The sequence below is a fragment of the Pseudomonas sp. FP215 genome (assembly GCF_030687795.1).
GTDB lineage: Bacteria > Pseudomonadota > Gammaproteobacteria > Pseudomonadales > Pseudomonadaceae > Aquipseudomonas > Aquipseudomonas salmasensis.
This window is the reverse complement of record NZ_CP117447.1, coordinates 3,106,764-3,131,406: the sequence shown is the minus strand read 5'-3', so window position 1 is coordinate 3,131,406 and position 24,643 is coordinate 3,106,764. Positions and strand designations below refer to the sequence as shown.

Sequence of the window (24,643 nt, the reverse complement as noted above, 5' to 3'; positions counted from 1 at the left end):
CAACAGGGTCAGGGAAAGGCGTGGGGCAGTGCCCTCAGTCAACTCGATTGAAAATTTCCCTGACCTGATCCTCGGGCATGACACCTTTGCCCGTTCCCTCGATCAGCTCGAACGTGCCATCAGCATTCAGCGTGATGCCCAGGGAGCTGGCCAGCGTGACGCTGACGCCGGGCCGTGCTTGAAGCAGTGTCCTGAGCGGTTGTTCGCCCTGCAACGATTGCCCGATGGTGGTGGTCATGCCTTGCAGCGAATCTGAATTGACCCCGCCTACCAGGATGACCCGCCCACCTTTGTTCAGTGATGCGTTCAATCGATCCAGCAACGCTTGGGTATTGCCGCCCCGCAGTCCCAACTCCAGGTTGCTGCCGGTCAGGTGCATCAGCGTACGGGTCTGGTAACGTGCACCGTCCCAGTCGGTGAGCACCGCAATGGCCGAGCAGTCGGTCAGGCTGCGGGTGGAGAGCACGTCGTTGCCGCTCGTGAGTGTCGTGGCTTCACCCATCGCCACCTGCACGGTATTGGCGGCTTTCAGCTTGGCGGTGCGCCGCAACCAGCCCAGGGTAAGCCTGGCCGCGTCGGCCCTGGCCAGGTCTGCGGCCGGATGCACCTGGTTGCCAGGCAACGGTGAAACACGATGGGGGCGCAAGGCCACATCCGGTTTCACGATGGCGTTGGCTTGCTGCAGCCGGTACACCACTTCGCGCTGCTGCTCAGGGTTCATGCCCTTGCAGTGGCGCTTCAATTCGTCGATGTCGGCTTTGCTAAAACCTGAGCGCTGCAGTTGCTTGAAGGCTTTTTTGAGCGGAGCCAGCGCGACGAAGTCGGCCTTAAGGGCCTGTACAGCATGGTTGGTACTCAGAAACTGGCGATACCCTTGCGCAAGGCTCATCTCTAGAGGCCCGCATTTCTTGAACCTGATATCCCGGGTTTGCGTTTTATCCAGTGGTGCGTAATAGAACTCGGCAGTGTCAGCCTCTACCACCAGGTAGCGCTGGCTGGCGCTGGTGACGACCACGCCTCTGAGCTGGCGCTGATCATTGCTGGCGTTGGTGATGCTGCCGAGTTTGACCACCCGAGTATCGTTAGCAAGCGTGCCGGCGCTATCGCTTGTGTAAAAGCCGAAATCGGGGTCGTCAATGAGCTGGCCGTGCACGTGCGCCTTGTAAGTGATGCGTTCGCCGTTGGCGACGGGCACCAATTGGAGCCCGGTGTCGCCTTTGACTATTGTGTGCAGGCGTTTTTCATAGACCACCGTGCGCTCGCGCGTGAACAGCCCGGCCTTGGACGGGAACAACCGCACGTGCTCCAGGGCCTGCAGGCGTTCTTGGGGTTTGGGCAGGTCGGAGATAAGTTTAACGAAACACTCGTCCTGGATGCCGCGTCGCACCCGCCCACTCGCAGCGGGCGCAGGGCAAAGCGCCTCAAAGCCCTCCAAGGGCTTGGCGTGTTCTGCTGCTTGCAGGTCGGTCAGCTCGCCAGGTCTTGTATTGAGGTAGCGATACACCCGACCACGGTCCACCAGGTCATAGCCATTGGCGCGCGGCAGGGTATAGGCACTGGGGCTCAACGGGTGTTCGATGACCATTGCCTGCCGGCCGTCGCTGAACAGCTGCCGGGTCAGGGGGATCGTGGCCGGTTGCTCAAAAGCAGGCTCCTTCACGGTACCGCCCACGATGGCAAACAGCTCATTGAGCGCGCCATCCAGTGCGGCAGTGCTGCCGTGTTTGCGCTCGGCCTGCGTGTCACCCGTGATCGATTGCTCGACACCCACTTCGGCTTCTACAAGGCCGGCGGCGGCCGCGACACCGACCACGACCGGCTCGCCAATCACTGCGAACTTGGCCGCCAGGCCTGCGGCTACGGTCAAATCGTTAAGCCAGGTATCGCGGGTGACCTCGCTGTTGGACTTGATCATGACGTCTGCATCGCGGGACATGCGTTCGCGGGTGGCGTCTTTGATCACGCTGAACACGTCGCCGTGAATGCGCACATTGGCGCTGTCGATAACGGTCCCTTCCAGGGTGTCCCAGTAGCCGCTGGCCAAGTAGCGAATGGCGCTGTCCGCGCCTTTGTTCGAGCGCGAATCGCCAGTGATGAAGGATTTGAAATCGCTCCAGAACCCCAAGTCGCTGTCTTGTCGGTCCCTGAGGGCGAAGTGCGATTGCAGCGCCTTGCGCGTCTCGGCATGTCGGCCTTGCTCGGCCACCCATTGGTCCATCGCGTCCAGGGAATCAAAGCGCAGGAAAGCGGGCTTGTGCCCCGGCATATACAGGACTTGCACGCCGTCTCGACGATCACGTAATTGCCCGTGGCTGCCGTAGTCAGTGGCGGTGAAACGCAGGATGTCGTGAGCGGGGCGCCCGTTGATGTCAAACACGTGAACCCGTGTGCGGCCTTCTACCGGCGCTGTCGCTCGTAGTTGTTCGACGCTCAGGGCTTGGTTTTCATCCAGGGGCAGGTTGGCGGCGGCGCCCATCACCAGGCGGTAATCATCGCGGGTAAAGCGCTGCTCGGCCGGCATGTTCAGGCGTTCGGCGGGTGAGGCGCGCTCGTAGGCCTTGAGCTGTTTACGGGCCTGATAAATGAACTCACCTTTCAAGGCGGTGCGGTAGTCATCGCCATGGTCGCGCCAGAAGCGTTCGAGCTTTTGAGTCATGTGTGCCTGAAAGTCGGTTTTCCAGCTTTCATGCATCAGCTGGGAAGGCGCCAGCGCAAACTGGTTATGGGCGCCATAGCCGCCTTGGGTACTTTGCCCGCGGCCGACCGTGTACAGGCCGGCCTGTTGGTCAAGCACGCCGGGCAGTGCGTCGTGTTCGCTGAAGTTGCTCAACAACGCGTCCGGCAGTGCCTGGGAAACCGTGGGTTCTTCCCCCAGATGTTCCCAGTCGGTGACGGTATTGGCACTTTGTGCTTGCTGGAAGCGATTGAGGAAGATGGTGTCGGCATCGACCTTGCGCCCGGTCAACTTGAACACCAGCGCCTCGGCCCATTGCTTGGCTTCGTCGCGCACCCTGGGCAGCGCAGTGTGCGTGGCCTGCAACAGCTGCCGGTAGAGGGCTTTCTGGTGGTCTACCGATGTACTGCGGTTTTGCCTCAACGCCGGTTTGCGTGGCGGTTGCAGAGGCTCCACCGAGTAGGCCGGCAAGACCTGCGGGGTATCGCCGGCGATGGGTTTGAAATCCCAGGCAATGAGGGGGAGTGGGCGTGGCGGCAGAATCATCGACGGGCGGCTCCGGGAGAATTTCAATGGCACAGCGGGCAGCTAAGCCCGGTATGTGCGGAAAATCTCCCGTGCGGTTCCGACCGACGTCAGCGGTTTTGTAAGCTGATCTGCATGCGCTGCACGCCTTCCTCCAGCATCGCCCGTGGGCAACCGAAGTTCAGGCGCACGAATTGCTGGCTGTCATCGCCAAATTCGATCCCAGCGCTCAGGCCCACCTTGGCCTGCTCCAGAAAGAACTGCTGCGGGTCATCAAGACCCAGGGCGCTGCAATCGAGCCACGCCAGGAAGGTACCCTGTGGCGCATGCATCACCACGCCGGGCAGGCGGGTTTCTACCGCGTCGAGCAGGTAGTCGCGGTTGGCTTGCAGGTACTGCACCAGCGCGCTGAGCCACTCGGTGCATTCGCTGTAGGCGGCGCGGGTAGCTTCCAGGCCCAGGGGGCTGACGCTGTCGACCATGCCGCAGCGCGCCTGATTGAAACGCTCGCGCACCTCGGCGTTCTGGACCACGGCGAAGCAGGTCTTCAAGCCGGCCACGTTATACGCCTTGCTCGCTGACATCAGCGTGATGGTGCGCTGGGCGATCTCGGGGCTGAGGCTGGCGGTGGGGATGTGGCGACGGCCGTCGAAGCACAGCTCGGCGTGGATTTCGTCGCTGATGATCAATGCGCCGGTGTCCAGGCAGGCATTGGCCACCGCCAGCAGCTCTTCACGGGCAAACACCTTGCCGATGGGGTTGTGCGGGTTGCTCAGCAACAGCGCCCCGGCCCCGCTCAAGGCTTGGCGCATGGCCGGCAGCGGTGTGCGGTACTCGCCATCGATCAAGTGGAACGGTACTTCGATGCGTGGCAGGTTCCAGTTGCCGGGCGCCAGGCGAATCGGCCGATAGTTGGGGGTTTGCAGTACCACCGCCTGGCCGGGCTGGACGAAAGCGTGCAGGGCCATATTGAAGCCAGGCTCGACGCCGGGCAGAAACAGCAGTTCTTCAGGCTGTACGCGCCAGGCGTACTTGGCCCACAAGTCGGCAACGATCGCGTCGCGCACGTCCGGGCCGGCCAGGCTGTAGCCGAGAATCTGCTGGTCGAGGCGCGCGTGCAGGGCTTGCAAGATGGCGGGCGGCGCGGCGATGTCCATGTCGGCGATCCACATCGGCAGGACGTCTTGCGGGTAACGGCTCCACTTGGTACTGCCGGTATCGAAGCGTGGGTGGATCGTGTCGAAATCAAAGCTCATGGACAGGCTCGTATCAGGGCGGCGGTAAAAGAATGGCGCCGATTTTAGCGCCATTAATTTTATAGGCCAGAGCTGATTGCCGCCTTGCGCAGCGGTGTGCGTTCCATGACCGACAAGTTCTGTAATAAAAACGCCATTGCGCTGGGGATTGAATCGGCTAGGAGCTATTTTGGTGCATCTCAATAATCAGAGTAGCCATGGATGAAATACCAACCCTTCAGTCACACTTTGATTGCGACCGCGCTGGTCTTGACGGTCAACGGTGTGCACGCAGCTTCCCAAGCCCCGGTTGCGGGTGAAAATGGCATGGTGGTCACGGCCCAGCACCTGGCAACCCACGTGGGTGTCGATGTGCTCAAGGCCGGCGGCAACGCGGTCGATGCGGCGGTGGCGGTAGGTTACGCACTGGCGGTGGTGTATCCGGCGGCGGGCAACCTGGGCGGCGGTGGTTTCATGACCGTGCAACTGGCGGACGGGCGCAAGACCTTCCTCGACTTCCGCGAAAAAGCCCCGCTGGCGGCGACGGCCGACATGTACCTCGACAAGGCCGGCAATGTGGTCGAAGGCCTCAGCGCCAAAGGCCATTTGGCGGTCGGCGTACCGGGCACGGTGTCTGGCATGGAGCTGGCCCTGAGCAAGTACGGCACCCTCAAGCGCGCGCAAGTGATTGCCCCGGCGATCAAGCTGGCGGAAAACGGCTTTGCGCTGGAGCAGGGCGATATCGACCTGTTGCACACCGCCACCGGTGAGTTCGAAAAAGACCAGGACATGCGCGGGATCTTCCTGCATAACGGCAAACCGATGCAGGTGGGCCAGAAGCTGGTGCAGAAGGACCTGGCCAAGACCCTTAAGGAAATCTCGGCCAAGGGCACCGACGGCTTCTATAAAGGCTGGGTCGCCAAGGCGGTGGTCGATTCCAGCCAGGCCGGCAAAGGCATCATCACGCAGGCCGACCTCGACGCCTACAAAACCCGCGAACTGGCCCCCATCGAGTGCGACTACCGTGGCTACCATGTGGTCTCGGCGCCGCCACCCAGCTCGGGCGGTGTGGTGATCTGCCAGATCATGAACATCCTCGAAGGCTACCCGATGGCCGATCTGGGCTATCACTCGGCCCAGGGCCTGCACTACCAGATCGAAGCGATGCGCCATGCCTACGTGGACCGCAACAGCTACCTGGGCGATCCGGACTTCGTTAAGAACCCCATCGAGCATCTGCTGGACAAGAACTACGCGGCCAAGCTACGCGCTGCCATCGAGCCGCAGAAGGCCGGTGACTCCCAGGCGATCAAGCCAGGTGTGTCGCCCCACGAAGGCAATAACACCACCCACTATTCCATCGTCGACAAGTGGGGCAACGCGGTCTCGGTGACCTATACCCTCAACGACTGGTTTGGCGCCGGGGTGATGGCCAGCAAGACCGGGGTGATTCTCAACGATGAAATGGATGACTTCACCGTCAAGGTCGGCGTACCGAATATGTACGGGCTGGTGCAGGGCGAAGCCAACGCCATCGCACCGGGCAAGGCGCCGTTGTCCTCGATGAGCCCGACCATCGTCACCAAGGACGGCAAGGCGGTAATGGTCGTTGGCACACCGGGGGGCAGCCGCATTATCACCGCGACCTTGCTGACCATCCTGAATGTCATCGACTACAAGATGAACATCCAGGAAGCCGTGGACGCACCGCGCTTCCACCAGCAATGGATGCCGGAAACCACCAACCTTGAGACCTTTGCCGTCAGCCCGGACACCCAGAAGATCCTTGAAAGCTGGGGCCACAAATTCGCCGGCCCGCAAGATGCCAACCACCTGGCCGCCATCCTGGTTGGCGCGCCTTCCCTGGAGGGCAAGCCGGTGGGTAACAACCGTTTCTATGGGGCCAATGACCCGCGGCGCAACACGGGCTTGTCGTTGGGTTACTAAGGAACTGGCATTGTCTCTGTAGGAGCGAGCTTGCTCGCGAAGCACTCACAGGCGCCGCGGTTACCCAGAAAACACGCGTTATCGTTGAGGTTTTTCGCGAGCAAGCTCGCTCCTACAGAGGGCAGGGTAGATCAGAAGGTGTGCTGCAGCTCCCCCGACATCGACGCCTGGAGCCGCCGCTCCACAATCGGGCTTTTGCCCGCTTTATCCGCCAGGTATTGCACATCCAGCAAGGTCGAGAACTGCGTGTGTTCGTTGATCGGCACGCTCCATGAAAGGTTTATGCCATTGCTGATATTGCCGGCACTTGCCTTGTATTCCTTGAAGCGGCTGCGGGTGGCCTGGTCGGTAGTCACGCCGTACCAGGTTTGCAGGTAGTTGCGGTCACCGAAGTGGCTGTTGATGGCGGCATCGATGGAGCCGTAGCGGCCTTCATACAGATGGGTACCCAGGCTCAACTCCAGATGGGTAAAAGCCTTGCCGGTTTCCTTGTGTTTATCTTCTTCAAGCGCATGTTCCAGGGTGGCGCCGATGATCACACTGTCGAGGTTGTAGGCGGCACTCACTCCCAATTGCGGACGCGACTTGATCTGGCCCATACCTTTGAGGCGTTTGGAGCCGGCCTGCATGCTTTCATTTTTATCCTTGCGCGAACCGCTTGCGCCAACGTATGCGCTGAAGCTCAGGGCATTACCTTCGTAACCCCAGCCCAGGCCCGTATCAGTATCGAGGAAGACGCCCCAGGGGCTGATGATTTTGCCGCCGAGTACAGGTGCCGTCATACGTTCGTCGCTGCCACTGTAGCGGGGTGCGTTGGCCATGCCGGCCTTGAGGCTGTATTGCCAGTCTTCGGCAAGCGCCGTATCGGCGGCGGCGAGCAGGCACAGTGAGGTCAATGACAGGCACAGGTTTTTTGAGTGCATCAGGGTGTTTTCCTGGTTAGAGGTTCAAGGGTGTGTGGGGGGAATGGGTGCGTTTGAACGAGTAGCCCGAAGCGCTCAGGCCGTTGACCTGGCGGCTGACGGTATCGCCCAGGCCGTAGCCGTTGCCGGCCAGCACCGCATGGGCGTTGTCGATGGGCAGCAGGATGTAGTCGGTCAGCGGCTCGCCGTGCAATTGGCCGCGAATCACCAGGAAGCCGTCCTCCTGACGCACGCTGATGCCACTCAATGGCGCGTCGGGTTCATGGCTGCTGAGCACCTGATAGGTGCCGACCGTGTTGGCCCAGGCGGCGGGCAAGGGTGGTGGCTCGATGCGTTCACCGATGGCAATGCGTTGGCCGTGGCTGCGCGCGGTGAGCATTTGGCGGCCTTGTACCTGGATCACATCCAACTGCACGCGGCCCAACTCGCCCAGGTCCTTGCGCCAGAAGCCGAGGATCTTTTTCTGCGCGCGCAGCCAGCCTTGCTCATCACGTAACAGCTCGAAATCGTAGCCGGCCAGTTCGCCGGTCAAGCGCGCATGCTCATCCCTGATGCGGAACACGCCCCAGGCGGTCGCATAGAAACCAGCCAGGCGCTTGCGATCCACCGCCGCCGGCACATGGCGCAGCTTGAGGCCGTGGCTCGGGGCCTGGCAGTCATCGGCGCACACGGGCTGGCCGGTCTGTGCCTGGAGCATCAGGCGCAGGCTGTCGGTGGTCAGTGACACCACCATGTCTTCGGCGTTGCTGTCGTTGGCCATGATGATCACCGCCAGCTGCTGATTCGGTAGCAGGGTCAATTGGGCGACGAAGTCATCGCCGCCACCGCTGTGCTGGTAGGTACGCACGCCGGGGCCGATGGGCTCGTCACCGCAGGGCGCCAGAAACCAGCCCAGGCCGATCTGGCAGTCGAAATCCAGGGCGTTGCCGGTGTTTTGCTGGGTAAACATGGCGTCGATAGAAGCGCTGCCGAGGACCTGGCTGCCCTTGTAGGTGCCGTTGGCAAACAGCATGCGCACGTAGCGGCTGAGGTCTTTGGGGCTGGTCCACAGGCCACCGGCGGCGAGGTCACGCACTTGGGCGTCGGTGCTGGCCTTGCCGTCTTCGTAACCATGGGCGCGAAAGCCCATTTGCGCACCGGTGCCCACGAAGCTGGACTGGTTCATTCGCAGGGGCGTGAGCAGGCTGCTTTGCAACTGGGCTTCAAAGCTTTTACCGCTGCTGCGCTCGATGGCCGCGCCCACCAGTGAATAACCAAGGTTGGAGTACGCCACCTGGGACCCCGGCAGACTGCTCAGCCACACACCCGACACACGCATCGGCATTTGCCCCATGGCGTAAGTGCTGCGCAGGTCGCGCAGGTGCTCGCTGGGCAAGCCGGATTGATGGCTGAGCAAGCGCCGCAAAGTGATCGCTCGATCCGCCTCGGCCTGGTCGCTGTGAAAGCGTGAACGTACGTAGAACTCACGCAGGGTCTGCTGGATCGGCGCATCCAGCGCCAGGTGGTGCTGCTCCACCAGCTGCAGCGCCGCCGTGGCGCTCAGCAGTTTGGAAATGCCACCGGCGCGAAACGCGGTATTGGGCGTGACCGGCACCCCCTGGTCTTTGTCAGCCAGGCCAAAGCCACGGGCCCAGATCAGCTCCTGGCCATTGACCAGCGCAATCGACAAACCTGCCACATTGTCCCGCGCCATCTCCCGGGGAATGCGGGTTTGCAGGTAGCGGATGATTGCGCCGTAATCGCCTTTTTGAATCGGCGGCGGGACAGGCGGTTGCGAGTGGCAACCGATACTGCCCATCAGGCAACCCAATAGCGGAATACCGCGCAACCTGCGAAACATCAAGAGCACCCGAATGATGATTTGGATGCTGGAATGCTAGGGCGGCGGGGGCTTGGAATCTTTGAGTGCTTTGTCGGGAAACTGTCAAAGACTGTTAACGGCCCACTGTAGGAGCGAGCTCGCTCGCGAAAAACGCACAGGCGCCGCGTTTATCCAGAAAGCACGCGTTATCGTTGACGTTTTTCGCGAGCAAGCTCGCTCCTACAGAATCAGGGCATCAACGTGGCGATCAGCGCGCGAATGGTTCCTGGCAGCGCTTCCAGCTCACGTACCAGAATGCTGCGCTCGCGAATCGCCCAGGGTTCGTCGAGCTTTACGGTCACCAACTGCATGGTGCGGCTGTGGCGCAGGGCGGCGGACTCGGGAATGATGCCGATGCCCACGCCGGCCTCGACCATCCGGCAGATCGCCTCGAAGCTCGAGACCTGGATACGCAGCGACAATTGCTTGCCAAGGCGCTCGACGTGTTCGCGCAGGAAACTCAACAGCGTGCTGCCTTCATGCAGGCCGATATGCTGATACGCCAGGGTCTGCTCAAGGGTCACCGAAGGCTGGTCGGCCAACGGATGCCCGACGGGTACCATCAGCACCAGTTCATCGGTGCTGAAATGCAACACCTGCAGGCCGGAGGCTTCTACGGGGCCGGCGATGATGCCCATGTCACTGGTGCCATCGAGCACACCGCGCACAATGTCCCGGGAGAGGCGTTCCTGCAGGTCGACGGTGACGCCTGGGCGCTGCGACAGAAAGCCAGCCAGGACTTCCGGCAAAAACTCGGTGACCGCCGTGGTGTTGGCGAAGATACGGATATGCCCGGCCGAATCCACGCCGTATTGGGTGAACTCGCTTTTGAGGTAATCCACCTGGCGCATGATCAACCGCGCATGGTGCAACAGGCGCTCGCCTGCCGGGGTGATCTCCACGCCCCGGCTGTCGCGGTACAACAGGCGCGTGTCGAGCTGGCCTTCCAGGGCTTTGATCCGCGCACTGGCGGCAGCCGGCGACAGGAAGGCGCGCTTGGCACCCTGGGTAAGGCTGGGGGATTCGGCGATATGGATAAACAGGCGCAGGTCGGCGAGATCGAAGTGCATGCAAGGCTCCCGAAGAACAGGTTTCCTGTGGGAGCTGGCTTGCCTGCGATAGCGGTGTGTCAGTGAGCATCTTCGTCACTGACACGCCGCTATCGCAAGCAAGCCAGCTCCCACATTGGTTCACGGTGTGGCTGTAAGCGTTCAGCATAACCGAACGCTGGTTTATTGAAATGCAAATTCTCAGAACGGGCAGGCCCTTGCATGATCCACGGCAGTCACCCACTGCCTGAGGACCTGCACCCGATGAGCGCTACTGATTGGATCGGCCGAAGTGAGACCGCCCACGACCACCTGAGCCATAACCTGCTCAAGCGTATCGCCGCCACGTTCGGTGAAGCCGTGCCCGCCGATGGCGACGCGGTGCCTGCGTTGTGGCAATGGTGTTTCTTCCAGGACCCGTTGCCCGAATCGGCCCTGGGCAGCGACGGTCACCCGGCACGCGGCGGGTTCCTGCCGCCGGCCGATAACCGCAATCGCATGTGGGCCGGTGGGCGCCTTGAGTTTTTGCACTCGCTGCGGGCTGGCGAGGCGGCCACGCGCGTATCCACCATCACCCAGGTCGAAGAAAAAACTGGGCGCACCGGTTCACTGTTATTCGTCACCGTGCGCCATGACTATTCCCAGGACGGGCGCCTGGCCATCCGCGAGGAGCAGGACATCGTCTACCGCGAACCCACGCCACCCAAGGTGGGCAGCGGCGACGCGCTGGCCCAAGGCGAATGGACAGAGGCCGTCGAGCCGACGCCAACCCTGTTGTTCCGCTACAGCGCCGTCACGTTCAACGGCCACCGCATCCATTACGACTACCCCTATGTCACCGGCACCGAAGGCTATGCCGGCCTGGTGGTGCATGGCCCGCTGATCGCCACCTTGAGCCTGCGTGCGTTCTGCCGGGCGCACCCCGAAGCGACCCTGCGCCGCTTTGCCTATCGCGGTGTGCGCCCACTGATTGCGCCACAGCCTTTTGAGGTGGGCGGGCGCATCACCGCAACCGGCGTCGCAGACCTCTGGGCCGGCAACACTGAAGGCCTGGCGCAGACCGCTCAGGTGCATTTCGAATAACCCAATAACAACAGGCGGAGAGCCGTTAATGAATGCCCATGACACTGAAGAACTCAACGCCATCCGCGACGGCGTGCGTGCCTTGTGCGCCGAATTCGATGCCGCTTACTGGCGCAAGATCGATGAAGAAAAGGGCTTCCCCGAAGCCTTCGTCAAGGCGCTGACCGACGCTGGTTGGCTGTCGGCGATGATCCCCGAGGAATACGGCGGTTCCGGCCTGGGCCTGGCCGAAGCCTCGGTGATCCTTGAGGAAGTCAACCGCTGCGGCGGCAACTCGGGCACCGTGCATGGCCAGATGTACAACATGTTCACCCTGCTGCGTCACGGCAGCGAGGCGCAAAAACGCTTCTACCTGCCCAAGCTGGCCAGTGGTGAATTGCGCCTGCAGTCGATGGCCGTCACCGAACCCACTACCGGCACCGACACCACCAAGATCAAGACCACGGCGATCAAGCGCGGCGACAAGTACGTGATCAACGGTCAGAAAGTCTGGATCTCGCGGGTGCAGCATTCCGACCTGATGATCCTGCTGGCACGCACCACGCCCTTGGCCCAAGTGCAGAAAAAATCCGAAGGCATGTCGATCTTCCTGGTGGACCTGCGCCAGGCCATCGGCAACGGCCTGACCGTGCAGCCCATTGCCAATATGGTCAACCACGAGACCAACGAGCTGTTCTTCGACAACCTGGAGCTGCCCCTGGACAGCCTGATTGGCGAGGAGGGCAAGGGCTTCAAATACATCCTCGATGGCCTGAATGCCGAGCGCACCCTGATTGCCGCCGAGTGCATCGGTGACGGCCGCTGGTTTATTGAAAAGGCCAGCGCCTATGCCCGCGACCGTGTGGTGTTTGGCCGGCCCATCGGGCAGAACCAGGGCGTGCAGTTCCCGATTGCCGAGGCGCATATCGAGATTGAATCGGCGGACCTGATGCGCTGGCGCGCCTGTGAGGAATACGACAGCGGCAAGAACGCCGGAGCCAGTGCCAACATGGCCAAGTACCTGGCGGCGAAGGCGTCCTGGGAAGCGGCCAACGCCTGCCTGCAAACCCACGGCGGCTTCGGCTTTGCCTGCGAGTACGACGTGGAGCGTAAATTCCGCGAGACCCGCCTGTACCAGGTGGCACCGATCTCCACCAACCTGATCCTGTCCTACGTGGCCGAGCATTTGCTCGAACTGCCGCGCAGCTTCTGAGGGCCTTGAGCATGCATCATACCCAAGCCCTGTGCCGATTCCTGGCTGAGCTGACTTACGCGCAGTTGCCCGAGCACGTACTGGCGCGCACCGAAGAGCTGTACCTGGATTGGCTCGCGTCCGCCTTGGCCAGCCAGGGCGCGCACCCGATTCCCCTGTTTGAACGCTACGCACAGAAGATGGGCCCGAGCAGCGGCCCGGCCGAGGTGATCGTCAACGGCACCGGCACCAGCGCGTATTTTGCCGCCCTGGTCAACGCCGCCTCCTCACATCTGGTGGAGCAGGATGACCTGCACAACAGCTCCGTGCTGCACCCGGCCACCGTGGTGTTTCCCGCCGCGTTGGCCGCTGCCCAGGACCTCGGCAAGTCTGGCCGTGAACTGTTGCTGGCCTCGGTGGCCGGCTATGAGGCGGGGATTCGCATCGGTGAGTTCATGGGCCGTTCCCACTACCGCATCTTCCACACCACGGCCACGGTCGGCACCCTGGCGGCGGCGGTCGCGGTGGGCAAGTTGCTCGACTTCAACGAAGAGCAATTCATCAACCTGCTCGGCAGCGCCGGCACCCAGGCCGCCGGGCTGTGGGAGTTTCTGCGCGATGCCGCCGACTCCAAGCAACTGCACACGGCCAAGGCGGCGGCGGACGGCTTGCTGGCGGCTTACCTGACGGCCGATGGGCTGACCGGCGCGCGCAATATCCTTGAAGGCGACCAGGGTTTGGCGGCGGGCATGTCCAGTGATGCGCAGCCGGGCAAATTGTCTGCCGACCTGGGCAGCCGCTGGGCACTGGTAGAGACCTCGTTCAAGTTCCACGCCTCCTGCCGCCACACCCATCCCGCTGCCGATGCGCTATTGGACGTGATGCAGCGTGAAGGCTTGAGCGCTGCACAGATTTCCCAGGTGCAAACCCACGTGCACCAAGGCGCCATCGACGTACTCGGCCGAGTGACAGTGCCAGCCACGGTGCACCAGGCCAAATTCTCCATGGGCACCGTACTCGGCCTGATCGCCGTGCATGGCAAGGCCGGGTTGCCTGAATTCCATGAGCTGGCGTTGAGCGATCCTGCGGTCGCGGCGTTTCGCGACAAGGTCAGCATGAGCCTGGACCCCGAAGTCGACAGCGCCTACCCACAACGCTGGCTGGGCCGCGTCACCGTCACCACCACCGATGGCCGCACGCTGCACGGTGCCATTGATGAACCCAAGGGCGACCCGGGCAACACCCTGAGCCGTGCCGAGCTGGCGGACAAGTTCCAGCGCCTGGCCCACTTCAGCGGCGCCCGCACCCCGGCCCAGGCCAACCGCCTGATCGAGCAGGTATGGAACCTGCGCACTACCGCGTCAATGGCCCATTGGCTTGGAGGAATTTGTGATGACTGAACAACGACCGCTGGACGGCATCACCGTCGTCAGCCTGGAACACGCGATTGCCGCGCCATTCTGTACGCGCCAACTGGCCGACCTGGGTGCCCGGGTCATCAAGGTGGAGCGCCCCGGCACCGGCGACTTTGCCCGTGGCTATGACGAGCGGGTACGTGGCCTGGCGTCGCATTTCGTCTGGACCAACCGCTCCAAGGAAAGCCTGACCCTGGACCTCAAGCAGGACGAGGCGGGTGCCATTCTGGATGCGCTGCTGGCCGACGCCGATGTGCTGGTGCAGAACCTTGCCCCCGGCGCGGCGGCGCGCATGGGCTTATCGTTCGAGGCGCTGCACGCGCGCTTTCCACGGCTGATCGTCTGCGATATTTCCGGCTACGGCGAAGGCGGGCCCTACGAGAAAAAGAAAGCCTACGACCTGTTGATCCAGAGCGAGGGCGGCTTTCTCTCGGTGACCGGTGGCCCAGGTGAAGAACAGATGGCCAAGGCCGGTTGCTCCATCGCGGACATCTCCGCCGGCATGTACGCCTACAGCGGCATTCTGTCGGCGCTGCTGCTGCGCGGCAAAACCGGCCAGGGCAGCCGCATCGATGTGAGCATGCTCGAAAGCCTGGTGGAGTGGATGGGTTACCCGATGTACTACGCCTTTGACGGCGCGCCGCCGCCACCGCGTGCGGGTGCCGCGCATTCGACGATTTACCCTTACGGGCCGTTTCCCACTGGTGGCGGCGGCACGGTGATGCTCGGCTTGCAGAACGAGCGCGAATGGGCGGCGTTCTGCGACAAAGTGCTGCTCAGCCCGTCGCTGGCCACGGACGAGCGCTTCAGCGCCAACTTCAAGCGCTCGGCCAACCGTGAGGTGCTGCGCCAGATCATCGTGGAGCGCTTTGCCCCTCTGGACGTCGAGGCGGTGATCCAGCGCCTGGAAGACGCGCAGATTGCCAGTGCGCGGGTCAACGACATGCAAGGCGTGTGGGACCACCCACAACTCAAGGCCCGCGACCGCTGGCGCGAAGTCGACAGCCCGGCGGGGCCGTTGCCGTCGCTGCTGCCACCGGCGCGTAACGCTGCGTTTACCCCGCGCATGGACGGCGTGCCAGCGCTGGGGCAACACAGCCAAGGCATCCTCGATCAGCTGGGTTACTCCGTTGAGGCCATTAACAGCCTGCGCGAGCGCGGCGTTATCTAATCAGGAATCAAGTGATGCCAAAGCCATTAGTACGTTCTGCGCTGTTTGTGCCGGGCAGCCGCCCGGAGCGGTTTGCCAAGGCCCTGGCCAGCGGCGCCGACGCAGTGATTGTGGATTTCGAAGACGCGGTGGAAGAGCCGCTCAAGCGTCAGGCTCGGGATAATCTGGGCGTATTTTTGCATGCGCATGCCGAAGCCCAGGTGTGGGTACGCATCAACGCGCCCCAGCATGCCGAGCATTTTGCCGATGTCGCCTTCTGCAAGGCCCATGCAAATGTGGCGGGGGTGTTGCTGCCCAAGGTCGAAAGCGCGGCCCAGGTGGCGGTGGTGGCCGCGACCGGCAAGGCTATCTGGCCGATTATCGAAAGCGCACGCGGTTTGCTGGCACTGGCGCAGATTGCCCAGGCGCCCCAGGTGGAACGCCTGTCGTTCGGCGGCTTGGACCTGGCGCTGGACCTCAACCTGAGCAGTCACTCCCGCGCGGCCGAATTGGCCCTCGACCAGGCGCGCCTGGCGCTGATCGTGCATTCGCGCGCCGCGGGCCTGGCGCCGCCGCTGGACGGCGTGCACCCGGCCATCGACGACCTCGAAGGCCTGCACCGCTCGATCCGGCACGCTTATGAAATGGGCTTTGCCGGGGCGTTGTGCATTCATCCCAAGCAAGTCGCGGTGATCCATGCCGCGCTGGCGCCGAGCGCTGAAGAGCTGGCCTGGGCCAGGCGGGTGGTGGAGGCGGGTGCCCATGGGGCAGGGGCTTATCAGATTGACGGGCAGATGGTGGATGCGCCGGTACTGCTGCGCGCGCAACGGCTGCTGGCCGCGCAACTGTAACTGACAAAACCGGGAACAAAATGTGGGAGCTGGCTTGCCTGCGAAGACGGCCTCACAGTCGACACCGTAATGCCGAGTACATATCCATTCCTGCGGTAACGGCCACTTAGGGTTCCGCCCCAACGGCGGCTCACTTTTGAAAAGCGCAAAAGTAAGCAAAACGCTCTTGCCCCACCACTCGGCACCTCGCTTAGGCTCGGTGTGCCCGAACGCAGGCTTGAATCCGTGGGCCGCCGCCACGCGCCATCCATGGCGCGGGGCGGCTAACCCGGCGTCCTGCCGGGTTACCCACGAATTCAAGCCTGCGTTCGGCCAGCGTGGTTTAACGGGGCGCCTGAGATCAAGATCAAAAGCAGAGCAAGATCAAGAGCGGCTCGCTTCGCATCGTGGTTACCGTCTGCTGTTGCAACCGCCAAAGTTGCGCAGATACCTATGGCTATCGCAGGCAACCCAGCTCCCACACTGGACGCGTTCGGCCAGGCCGAACGCAGGTATCTAAAATTCGAAATTCACGACACGCGTTACATCAGGCACCTTGCCTTACAACACAACAATAAGAAGGTGATTCCCATGCTCAAGCTTTCCCGGGCGCTGCTGTGCGCCGCCACCTTGTTTACCGCGGGCCTGGCCCAGGCGGCAGACCCGATTGTGATCAAGTTCGCCCACGTGGTTGCCGAGAACACCCCTAAAGGCCAGGGCGCGTTGCTGTTTAAAAAACTTGCTGAAGAGCGCCTGCCCGGCAAGGTCAAGGTCGAGGTGTACCCGAACTCGTCGCTGTTTGGCGATGGCAAGGAAATGGAAGCGTTGCTGCTGGGCGACGTGCAAATGCTCGCGCCGTCCCTGGCCAAGTTCGAGCATTACACCAAGCAAGTGCAGATCTACGACTTGCCGTTCCTGTTCAACGATCTGGCCGCCGTCGACCGTTTCCAGGCCGCTGAGGGCAAGCAACTGCTGACCTCGATGCAGGATAAGAACATCCTCGGTCTGGCCTATTGGCACAACGGCCTCAAGCAACTCTCCGCCAACAAGGCCCTGCATGAACCCAAGGACGCCCGTGGCCTGAAGTTCCGCGTGCAGGCTTCCAGTGTGCTCGAAGAGCAGTTCAAGGCGATCCGTGCCAACCCGCGCAAGATGAGCTTTGCCGAGGTTTACCAAGGCCTGCAGACCGGCACCGTGAATGGCACCGAGAACACCTGGTCCAACTATGAAAGCCAGAAGGTCAACGAAGTGCAGAAGTACTTCACCGAGTCCAACCATGGCCTGATCGACTACATGGTGATCACCAACGCAAAATTCTGGAACGGCCTGGCGCCGGATGTGCGCAGCACCCTGGAGCAGATCATGGCCGAGGTCACCGTGGAGGTGAACAAGCAGGCCGAGGCGCTGAACCAGTCGGCTAAGCAGAAAATCATCGACGCCAAGACCAGCGAAATCATCGAACTGACCCCCGCGCAACGTGCGCTGTGGCGCGAAGCCATGCGCCCGGTGTGGCAGAAGTTCGAGGGCGAGATTGGGGCTGACCTGATCAAGGCGGCGGACCAGTCCAACCAGTAATCCCAGGGCACACCGAGATCCAATGTGGGAGCGGGCTTGCTCGCGAAAGCGGTGGGTCAGTCACCAGTGTTATCAACTGACAGACTGTATTCGCGAGCAAGCCCGCTCCCACATGTCGAACCGGTTTTCGCCCTGTGCCTTGCATAACCCATCCCTTTTTCGCGAGGTTTTGCCATGCAAACGCTAAGGCGCGTCTGGGAGCACCTGGAGGAAGGCTTCATTGCGTTCCTGCTGGCCGCCATGACCCTGGTGACATTCGTCTACGTCATGCTCAACAACGTCTACACCCTGTTCTTTGACCTGGCCGACAAATGGGCCTGGAGCAGCCCCTTCTTCAATGCCCTGGGCGACGGCACCATGACGTTGGCCCAAGAGATGACCTGGAGCGTGGCGCTGACCAAGGCCATGTTCGGCTGGTTGATTTTCTTCGGCATTTCCTACGGCGTGCGCACCGCAGGCCACCTGGGCGTGGACGCGCTGGTGCGGCTGACCCGGCGCCCGGTGCAACGCCTGCTCGGCATGCTCGCGTGCCTGTGCTGCCTGGCCTATGCCGGGCTGTTCATGGTGGCCAGCTACAAGTGGGTGAGTGCGGTGATGACCGCGCATATCGGCGCCGAAGACCTCGACCAGTTCGGCATCGATGTCGGCGACATCGTGGTGATCGTGCCCATTGGCTTTGCCTTGGTCTTGATCCGCTACCTGGAAATTTTCTACCGCATTTTTACCCACCGCCAGGTCGGGTTGGGGTTGGCCGACGAGGCCGGTGAGGCCAGCAAGTTGGCCGGCAGCCATGAGGAGCGTCACTGATGGCCGTGCTCTGTCTGTTTCTGCTGTTGTTCGTGTTCATGTTCCTGGGCGTGCCGATTGCGATTGCCCTGGGGCTGTCCGGTGCGGTGTCTATCCTGATGTTCAGCCAGGACTCGGTGAGTTCCCTGGCGATCAAGCTGTTTGAAACCAGCGACGCCTACACCTTCCTGGCGATTCCGTTTTTCCTGTTGTCCGGTGCCTTCATGACCACCGGCGGCGTGGCCCAACGGCTGATCGACTTTGCCAACGCCTGTGTCGGGCATATCCGCGGTGGCCTGGCGATTGCGGCGGTGCTGGCGTGCATGCTGTTTGCGGCGCTGTCCGGCTCGTCACCGGCCACGGTGGCGGCAGTGGGCTCGATTGCCGTGGCAGGCATGGTGCGTTCCGGTTACCCGAAGGAGTTTGGGGCGGGCATCATCTGTAACGCCGGGACCTTGGGCATTCTGATTCCGCCGTCGATCGTGATGGTGGTGTATTCGGCGGCGACCGAAACCTCGGTGGGCAAGCTGTTCATGGCCGGGGTGATTCCGGGCTTGCTGCTGGGCCTGATGTTGATGATTGCGATCTACATTGTCGCCCGCATCAAGAAGCTGCCGGCACAACCCCGGGCGACGTTCCGTGAGTGGCTGAGTTGCGCACGCCGGGCATTCTGGGGTTTGTTGCTGCTGGTGATCATCCTTGGGGGCATTTACAGCGGCATGTTCACCCCGACCGAAGCGGCGGCGGTGGCGGCGGTGTATTCGGCGTTTGTCGCGCTGTTCGTCTACAAGGATATGAAGCTGCGCGACTGCCCCAAGGTGCTGCTGGAATCCGGGCGATTGTCGATCATGCTGATGTTCATCATCGCCAACGCCATGCTGTTTGCCCACGTGCTGACCACCGAGCAGATCCCCCAGCAAATTACTGCTTGGGTGATCTCCGAAGGGCTGACGCCGATTGGCTTTTTGATCATGGTCAACGTGGTGCTGCTGATTGCCGGCAGCTTTATGGAGCCTTCGGCCATTGTGCTGATCCTGGCGCCGATCTTTTTCCCGATTGCGATGAAGCTGGGTATTGATCCGATTCACCTGGGCATCGTGATGGTGGTGAACATGGAAATCGGCCTGGTGCACCCGCCGGTGGGGCTGAACCTGTTCGTGACCTCGGCGGTGACGGGGCTGACCCTGGGGCAGACCATTCGTGCGGCGATGCCGTGGCTGATGATCCTGTTGGTGTTCCTGATCATGGTCACCTACCTGCCGTTCATTTCCCTCGCGCTGCCGCAGTGGCTGGGGATGTGAGGCCGCTGGACGGTGGGAGAGGGCAGCCCTCCCACCGTTGAGGGGCGTCAGACCTTGAACTGACGCAAAAGCCCATCAAGCTGTTCACTCAAGCCACGCAACTGCGCACTCGCCACGCTGGACTGCTCCGCCGCCAGCGCGGTGCTGTGGGACAGCCCGGCCGCTTGGGTGACGTTCTGGTTGATGTCTTCCACCACGTGGGCCTGTTGCAGGGTGGCGCTGGCAATCGAGGCGTTCAGGCCGTTGAGATTGTGCAGCGCCTGGCCGATGGCGGTGAGGCTTGCGCCCGCCTGGCCGGCTTGTTCAATAGTCAGTTGCGAGGCGCTGTGGCTGTCGCTGATCACCTTGACCGCCGCTTCCGAATGGCCTTGCAGGCGCTCGATCATCACCTGGATCTCGGCGGTGGATTTCTGCGTGCGCTGGGCCAGCAGGCGCACCTCGTCGGCGACCACCGCAAACCCACGGCCTTGCTCACCGGCGCGGGCGGCTTCGATGGCGGCATTGAGGGCGAGCAGGTTGGTTTGGTCGGCAATGGAGCGGATCACTTCCAGTACGCCGCCGATCTGCGTGCTTTCGCTGGAGAGCGTGCGGATCACCTCCACAGCCTGGCTGATAGTGGTGGAGAGCTGGTCGATCTGCTGCAAGCTACCGTCGATATTGACCTGGCCCTGTTGTGCCTGGGCCTGGGCATCGCGCATTTCGCTGGCAGCGTGCTCGGCATTCTTGGCCACGTCCTGCACGCCGTAGGTGACTTCGTTGATGGCGGTGGCCACCAGTTCCATCTGCTGCGATTGCTGCTGGCTGCGGTCATGGGCCTGGCTGGCGTTGTGGCCCAGCTCGGTGGACGACTGGCCCAGGGCGTTCGCGCACACCTGCAACTGGCCGACCACCTGGCGCAGCTTGGCGGTGAAGCTATTGAAGTGCTGGGCCAGTTGCGTCAATTCATCACGGCCGTGGGTGTCGAGGCTGTGGGTCAGGTCGCTTTCGCCGCTGGCGATATTGCCCATGGCATTCACCGCCGCCTGCAACGGCTGCACGATGCTGCGGGCAATCAGCACCACCAGCACGGCCATCATCAACGCAATGCCCAGGCCAATGGCCGAGGCTTTCCACACCTGGCCCCTGAATTCGGCCTGCACATCGTCCACGTAGACGCCGGAGCCGATAATCCAGCCCCAGGGTTCGAACAGTTGGATGTACGAGGTTTTCTCTACCGGCGCTTCGGCGCCGGGCTTCGGCCAGCGGTAGTTGACGATGCCGGCGCCCTTGGCCTTGGCCAGGCTCACGAATTCGTTGAACACGGCGAAACCGTCCGGGTCGCGAATCGCCGAAAGGTTCTGGCCGTCGAGCTTGGGGTTGGCCGCGTGCATGATCATCACGGGGGTGAGGTCGTTGATCCAGAAGTAATCATCGTGGTCATAACGCAGGCCGCGCACCGCGCTCAAGGCCTGTTGTTGCGCGGCGTCGCGGGTCAGTACGCCGGTTTTCTCCAGGTTCTGGTAATACCCGAGTACGCCACTGGCGGTCTGCACCACGTGCTGGGTCTGCTGGCGCTTGGCCTGGTAGAGGTCGCCGTGGATCTGGTTGAGCATCAACAGCCCCAAGGCCAGCAGCATCAACACGGCGACTATCAGGATCAGCCAAAGGCGGCGGCTGATCGACATGCTGCGCAAACTGTTCATCGTCCTGTCACTCCCTGCTCTTTATAATTGTGGTGCTGCTTCGAGATTTCCGGCGTGTCTGATAGGCTTTCGGCCCGGAATCGAAAAACCTGAGTACTGCCTGATTTTTCACGGAATTTTTGCAGACCGGCGTTGAGAATCAACCGCGGGCGCTTGTGTGCGCTCGTCGTCAGTGAACTTAAAAAAGACTAAGAGGCATGCCCCGTGCATGACCTTTGGAGACAGCATGGATTTTTGGACCGCCATACAGGCATTGATTCTCGGCATCGTCGAGGGGCTTACGGAGTTCTTGCCGATCTCGAGCACCGGCCACCAGATCATCGTCGCCGACCTGATCAATTTTGGCGGCGAGCGTTTCGAAGCCTTCAATATCATCATCCAGCTGGGCGCGATCCTGGCGGTAGTCTGGGAGTTTCGCCGCAAGATCTTTGACGTGGTCATCGGCCTGCCGACCCAACCCAAAGCCCGGCGTTTCACGGTCAACCTGATCATTGCCGTATTGCCGGCAGTGGTACTTGGGGTGATCTTCGCCGACCTGATCAAGCACTACCTGTTCAACCCGATCACCGTGGCCACGGCGCTGGTGGTGGGCGGCGTGATCATGTTGTGGGCTGAACGCCGCCAACATGCGGTGCGGGCTGAGAGCGTCGATGACATCACCTGGAAAGACGCCCTGAAAGTCGGCCTGGCCCAGTGCCTGGCGATGATCCCCGGCACCTCGCGCTCTGGTGCGACGATCATCGGCGGGCTGTTGTTCGGCCTGTCACGCAAGACCGCCACCGAGTTCTCGTTCTTCCTGGCGATGCCGACCATGGTCGGTGCGGCGGTGTACTCGGGCTATAAATACCGTGACCTGTTCCAGCCGGCGGACCTGCCGGTATTCGCCATTGGCTTTGTCACCTCGTTCATCTTCGCGATGATCGCGGTCAAGGCCCTGCTCAAGTTCATCGCCAGCCACAGCTATGCGGCGTTTGCCTGGTACCGGATTGCCTTCGGCCTGGTGATCCTGGCGACCTGGCAATTCGGCTGGATCGACTGGACTGCGGTCAAGCCATGAGCATCCAGCACCCACGCCTGAAGGCGCTGATCTTTGTGCTGCTGTGTGCCGCGCCGCTGCTGGGCTCGGCCTTGCTGTGGTATCGCGGCGAAACGGTCATCCCATTGATGGCTTACGGCGTGGTCAGTGTAGTGGCGTTCTTCCTGTACTGGAGCGATAAGCGCAAAGCACAGACTGAAGGCTGGCGCACCCCGGAAAACATCCTGCATGCGGTGGAGCTAGCGGGCGGTTGGCCGGGGGCGTTGATCGCCCAGCAGGTGTTCCGGCACAAGACGCGCAAGGTGTCTTACCAGGTGCTGTTCTGGGTGATTGTGCTGTTGCACCAAGTGTTCTGGCTGGACCAGTTGTTCCTCGGTGGCACCTTGCTGTCAATCCTCTAGCCGCAAGCCAATCTGCGTGCGCTTGGGCAGCTTGCTCACCACCAACTGGTGGGAGCGCTGCAACAGGTCGCGCAGTTCCTCTGCGCCCAAAGGGTAGGGCGTGTTCATGATGACCCACTGCGCCCTCGCCAGGTAAGGCGCCGGGTGAATGCCCGGCCGGTCGACGTGGCCCAGGAACAGCTCCTTGTCGACCTTGAAGGCCAGCGATTCACCGCGCAGGTTCTGCAAGGCGAACATCTTGTTGCCGGCAATCGAAAACACCCTCACGCCGCCCCATTTATAGTCTTCCCGTGCGCCTGGCAGGCTCAGGCAGAAACCTGCGACTTGTTCTTCTGTCATGCTCATAACAGCCGATCTCCACAGCCTTTGAAGCCTTCTTCCAGATAGTCGATCCAGGCCCGGATGGCCGGCAGCACACCGCGCCGGTGCGGGTACACCGCCTGCAGCCAGCCGCCCGGCAATGACCATTGCGGCAGCAGTTGCACCAGCCGGCCACTGGCCAATTCTTCTTCGCAGTACATCATCGGCAGTATCGTAAAGCCCACGCCCATGATGGCGCTGGCCTTGCGCACGATAAAGTCTTCGATGCCCAGGCGCGCTTCCATCACCAGCTCATGGGTATTGCCCTGGGGATCAATGATGCGTTGATGCACCATTCGGTCTGCCTCGAGTGCGCCGAGTATGGGCAACTGCTTGAGGTCTTCCAGGGTTTCGACTTGCCGATCACGCATGAACGCGGGGCTGGCCACCAGCACGGTGTGCGCCCGGCGCAGGCGTTTGGTCACCAGCAACGGGTCCTCATCGCCGTGTTCGCGCACGCGCAGTGCCACGTCAATGCCTTCGGCTACCAGGTCGACGCGGCGGTTCACCAGGGTCATGTCCAACTGCACCAACGGGTGGGCGGCCAGAAAACCGGCCACCAACTCCGGCAGGATGTGTTGAGCCAGGCCCACCGGGCAACTGACCCGCAGCCGCCCGCGCGGTTCGCTGGACATGCTGGCCACGGCCTCGTCGGCCATTTCCGCTTCCAGCAACATGGCCTGGCAGTGGCGCAAGTAGCGCTCACCCACGGCGGTAAGGGTCAGTTGCCGGGTGGTGCGTTGCAGCAGGCGTGCACCCAGGCGGTCTTCCAGCTCGGCAATGCGCCGTGACAGCCTGGATTTGGGAATCCCGAGTAGCCGGCCAGCGGCAGCAAAACCGCCGGCTTCGACGACTTTGGCGAAATAGTAGAGGTCGTTGAGGTCTTGCATGGTGGGCCTATTGTCCTGTCAGTGGGACAAACTATCGCATTTCAGATGGCTTATCGATCATTGGTTTCATGCGTAGCATCACCACCATCTGATCGCCACTGTCGATCCCACCTCGGAGATCCATCATGAAACTCTTGCACATCGATTCCAGCATCCTCGGCGACAACTCGGCCTCCCGTCAGCTCAGCGCGGGTGTGGTCAAGGCATGGCGAGCCGCCCAGCCGGGCGTGGAAGTGACTTACCGTGACCTCGCCAGCGAAGGCATCAACCATTTCTCCGGCGCTACCCTGGGTGCATTGGGCACTGCCGCCGAACTGCGCGATGCGGCGCAAAAGCACGAGGCTGAACTGAGTGCATCGTCGCTGGCTGAATTCCTCGCCGCCGATGCCGTGGTAGTCGGTGCGCCGATGTACAACTTCACCATCCCCACCCAGTTGAAAGCCTGGATCGATCGCATCGCGGTAGCCGGCCAGACCTTCCGTTACACCGAAGCCGGCCCTGAAGGCCTGTGCGGCAACAAGAAGGTCATTATTGTCTCCACCGCCGGCGGCCTGCATGCCGACCAAGCTTCGGGCGCTGCCCACGAAGGCTACTTGAAGCTGCTGTTCGGTTTCCTCGGCATCACCGACATCGAGATCGTTCGCGCCGAAGGCCTGGCCTACGGTGATGAAGTGCGCAGCAAAGCCATGAGCGACGCCAACGTGCGCATCAACGAGCAACTGTTCGCCGCTGCGTAAGGCTTATGTAAA

At 62.1% G+C, this 24,643-nt stretch carries 20 protein-coding genes; 12 read left to right on the top strand and 8 right to left on the bottom strand.

All coding sequences use genetic code 11. From position 1 onward, the window contains the following. Positions 1 to 34: 34 nt before the first annotated feature. Positions 35 to 3,220 carry a dermonecrotic toxin domain-containing protein gene (locus PSH76_RS14210; RefSeq protein WP_305494350.1) on the bottom strand — a complete coding sequence of 1,062 codons (3,186 nt, stop codon included), beginning with the start codon at positions 3,218 to 3,220 and terminating at the stop codon, positions 35 to 37. A gap of 89 nt (positions 3,221 to 3,309) precedes the next feature. Then, positions 3,310 to 4,455 (bottom strand): MalY/PatB family protein, encoded by a 1,146-nt coding sequence (locus PSH76_RS14205; RefSeq protein WP_305494349.1) that lies wholly within the window; start codon positions 4,453 to 4,455, stop codon positions 3,310 to 3,312. Positions 4,456 to 4,656: 201 nt separating this feature from the next. Between PSH76_RS14205 and ggt the strand changes: the two genes are divergently transcribed. Beyond that, positions 4,657 to 6,381 (top strand): gamma-glutamyltransferase, encoded by a 1,725-nt coding sequence (gene ggt, locus PSH76_RS14200; RefSeq protein WP_032892018.1) that lies wholly within the window; start codon positions 4,657 to 4,659, stop codon positions 6,379 to 6,381. Between the two features lie 131 nt (positions 6,382 to 6,512). Here the strand turns inward: ggt and PSH76_RS14195 are convergent, their stop codons facing one another. The 3 genes from PSH76_RS14195 to PSH76_RS14185 all read right to left on the bottom strand — a co-directional run bounded on the left by PSH76_RS14195 (position 6,513) and on the right by PSH76_RS14185 (position 10,235). Beyond that, positions 6,513 to 7,304 (bottom strand): MipA/OmpV family protein, encoded by a 792-nt coding sequence (locus PSH76_RS14195; RefSeq protein WP_305494348.1) that lies wholly within the window; start codon positions 7,302 to 7,304, stop codon positions 6,513 to 6,515. A gap of 16 nt (positions 7,305 to 7,320) precedes the next feature. After that, the gene (locus PSH76_RS14190) at positions 7,321 to 9,144 is read right to left on the bottom strand and encodes a serine hydrolase (RefSeq protein ID WP_305494347.1); all 1,824 of its coding nucleotides are present in this window, start codon (positions 9,142 to 9,144) and stop codon (positions 7,321 to 7,323) included. 209 nt (positions 9,145 to 9,353) lie between these two features. Continuing rightward, on the bottom strand, positions 9,354 to 10,235 hold the full coding sequence (locus PSH76_RS14185) for a LysR family transcriptional regulator (RefSeq protein ID WP_057012704.1): 882 nt from the start codon (positions 10,233 to 10,235) through the stop codon (positions 9,354 to 9,356). Positions 10,236 to 10,478: 243 nt separating this feature from the next. Here PSH76_RS14185 and PSH76_RS14180 point away from each other — a divergent pair, with 243 nt between their 5' ends. The 8 genes from PSH76_RS14180 (at position 10,479) to dctM (ending at position 19,525) form a co-directional block, all read left to right on the top strand. Beyond that, the gene (locus tag PSH76_RS14180) at positions 10,479 to 11,297 is read left to right on the top strand and encodes a MaoC family dehydratase N-terminal domain-containing protein (RefSeq protein WP_032897449.1); all 819 of its coding nucleotides are present in this window, start codon (positions 10,479 to 10,481) and stop codon (positions 11,295 to 11,297) included. Positions 11,298 to 11,325: 28 nt separating this feature from the next. Beyond that, complete coding sequence (locus PSH76_RS14175; protein WP_305494346.1) at positions 11,326 to 12,489, top strand: acyl-CoA dehydrogenase family protein; 1,164 nt, start codon at positions 11,326 to 11,328, stop codon at positions 12,487 to 12,489. A gap of 11 nt (positions 12,490 to 12,500) precedes the next feature. Continuing rightward, on the top strand, positions 12,501 to 13,868 hold the full coding sequence (locus PSH76_RS14170; RefSeq protein ID WP_305494345.1) for an MmgE/PrpD family protein: 1,368 nt from the start codon (positions 12,501 to 12,503) through the stop codon (positions 13,866 to 13,868). Further along, entirely contained in the window at positions 13,861 to 15,054 is a 1,194-nt protein-coding gene (locus PSH76_RS14165; RefSeq protein ID WP_305494344.1) for a CaiB/BaiF CoA-transferase family protein, read from the top strand. Before PSH76_RS14170 ends, PSH76_RS14165 begins: the two co-directional genes overlap by 8 nt. A gap of 14 nt (positions 15,055 to 15,068) precedes the next feature. Continuing rightward, entirely contained in the window at positions 15,069 to 15,884 is an 816-nt protein-coding gene (locus PSH76_RS14160) for a CoA ester lyase (RefSeq protein WP_305494343.1), read from the top strand. Between the two features lie 570 nt (positions 15,885 to 16,454). Next, positions 16,455 to 17,438: a TRAP transporter substrate-binding protein gene (locus PSH76_RS14155; protein ID WP_003191039.1), complete on the top strand. Its 984-nt coding sequence runs from the start codon at positions 16,455 to 16,457 to the stop codon at positions 17,436 to 17,438. A 174-nt stretch (positions 17,439 to 17,612) separates the two neighbouring features. Next, positions 17,613 to 18,245: a TRAP transporter small permease gene (locus PSH76_RS14150; RefSeq protein WP_032892011.1), complete on the top strand. Its 633-nt coding sequence runs from the start codon at positions 17,613 to 17,615 to the stop codon at positions 18,243 to 18,245. Beyond that, the gene (dctM, locus tag PSH76_RS14145) at positions 18,245 to 19,525 is read left to right on the top strand and encodes a C4-dicarboxylate TRAP transporter large permease protein DctM (RefSeq protein WP_032892010.1); all 1,281 of its coding nucleotides are present in this window, start codon (positions 18,245 to 18,247) and stop codon (positions 19,523 to 19,525) included. The genes PSH76_RS14150 and dctM overlap by 1 nt, the downstream gene beginning before the upstream one ends. Positions 19,526 to 19,572: 47 nt before the next feature. Here dctM and PSH76_RS14140 read toward each other — a convergent pair whose 3' ends face one another. Further along, positions 19,573 to 21,207 carry a methyl-accepting chemotaxis protein gene (locus PSH76_RS14140; RefSeq protein ID WP_032892009.1) on the bottom strand — a complete coding sequence of 545 codons (1,635 nt, stop codon included), beginning with the start codon at positions 21,205 to 21,207 and terminating at the stop codon, positions 19,573 to 19,575. 226 nt (positions 21,208 to 21,433) lie between these two features. Here PSH76_RS14140 and PSH76_RS14135 point away from each other — a divergent pair, with 226 nt between their 5' ends. Continuing rightward, entirely contained in the window at positions 21,434 to 22,264 is an 831-nt protein-coding gene (locus PSH76_RS14135) for an undecaprenyl-diphosphate phosphatase (protein WP_003191045.1), read from the top strand. Then, the gene (locus PSH76_RS14130) at positions 22,261 to 22,644 is read left to right on the top strand and encodes a DUF1294 domain-containing protein (protein WP_032892008.1); all 384 of its coding nucleotides are present in this window, start codon (positions 22,261 to 22,263) and stop codon (positions 22,642 to 22,644) included. Before PSH76_RS14135 ends, PSH76_RS14130 begins: the two co-directional genes overlap by 4 nt. Here the strand turns inward: PSH76_RS14130 and PSH76_RS14125 are convergent. Together PSH76_RS14125 and PSH76_RS14120 are read right to left on the bottom strand one after the other, a co-directional pair. Further along, entirely contained in the window at positions 22,633 to 22,989 is a 357-nt protein-coding gene (locus tag PSH76_RS14125; RefSeq protein WP_305494342.1) for an MmcQ/YjbR family DNA-binding protein, read from the bottom strand. The genes PSH76_RS14130 and PSH76_RS14125 overlap by 12 nt on opposite strands. Then, on the bottom strand, positions 22,986 to 23,894 hold the full coding sequence (locus tag PSH76_RS14120) for a LysR substrate-binding domain-containing protein (protein WP_044273644.1): 909 nt from the start codon (positions 23,892 to 23,894) through the stop codon (positions 22,986 to 22,988). The genes PSH76_RS14125 and PSH76_RS14120 overlap by 4 nt, the downstream gene beginning before the upstream one ends. A gap of 125 nt (positions 23,895 to 24,019) precedes the next feature. Between PSH76_RS14120 and PSH76_RS14115 the strand changes: the two genes are divergently transcribed. Next, positions 24,020 to 24,631, top strand: a complete 612-nt coding sequence (locus PSH76_RS14115) for an FMN-dependent NADH-azoreductase (RefSeq protein WP_305494341.1) — start codon at positions 24,020 to 24,022, stop codon at positions 24,629 to 24,631. Positions 24,632 to 24,643: the final 12 nt, after the last annotated feature.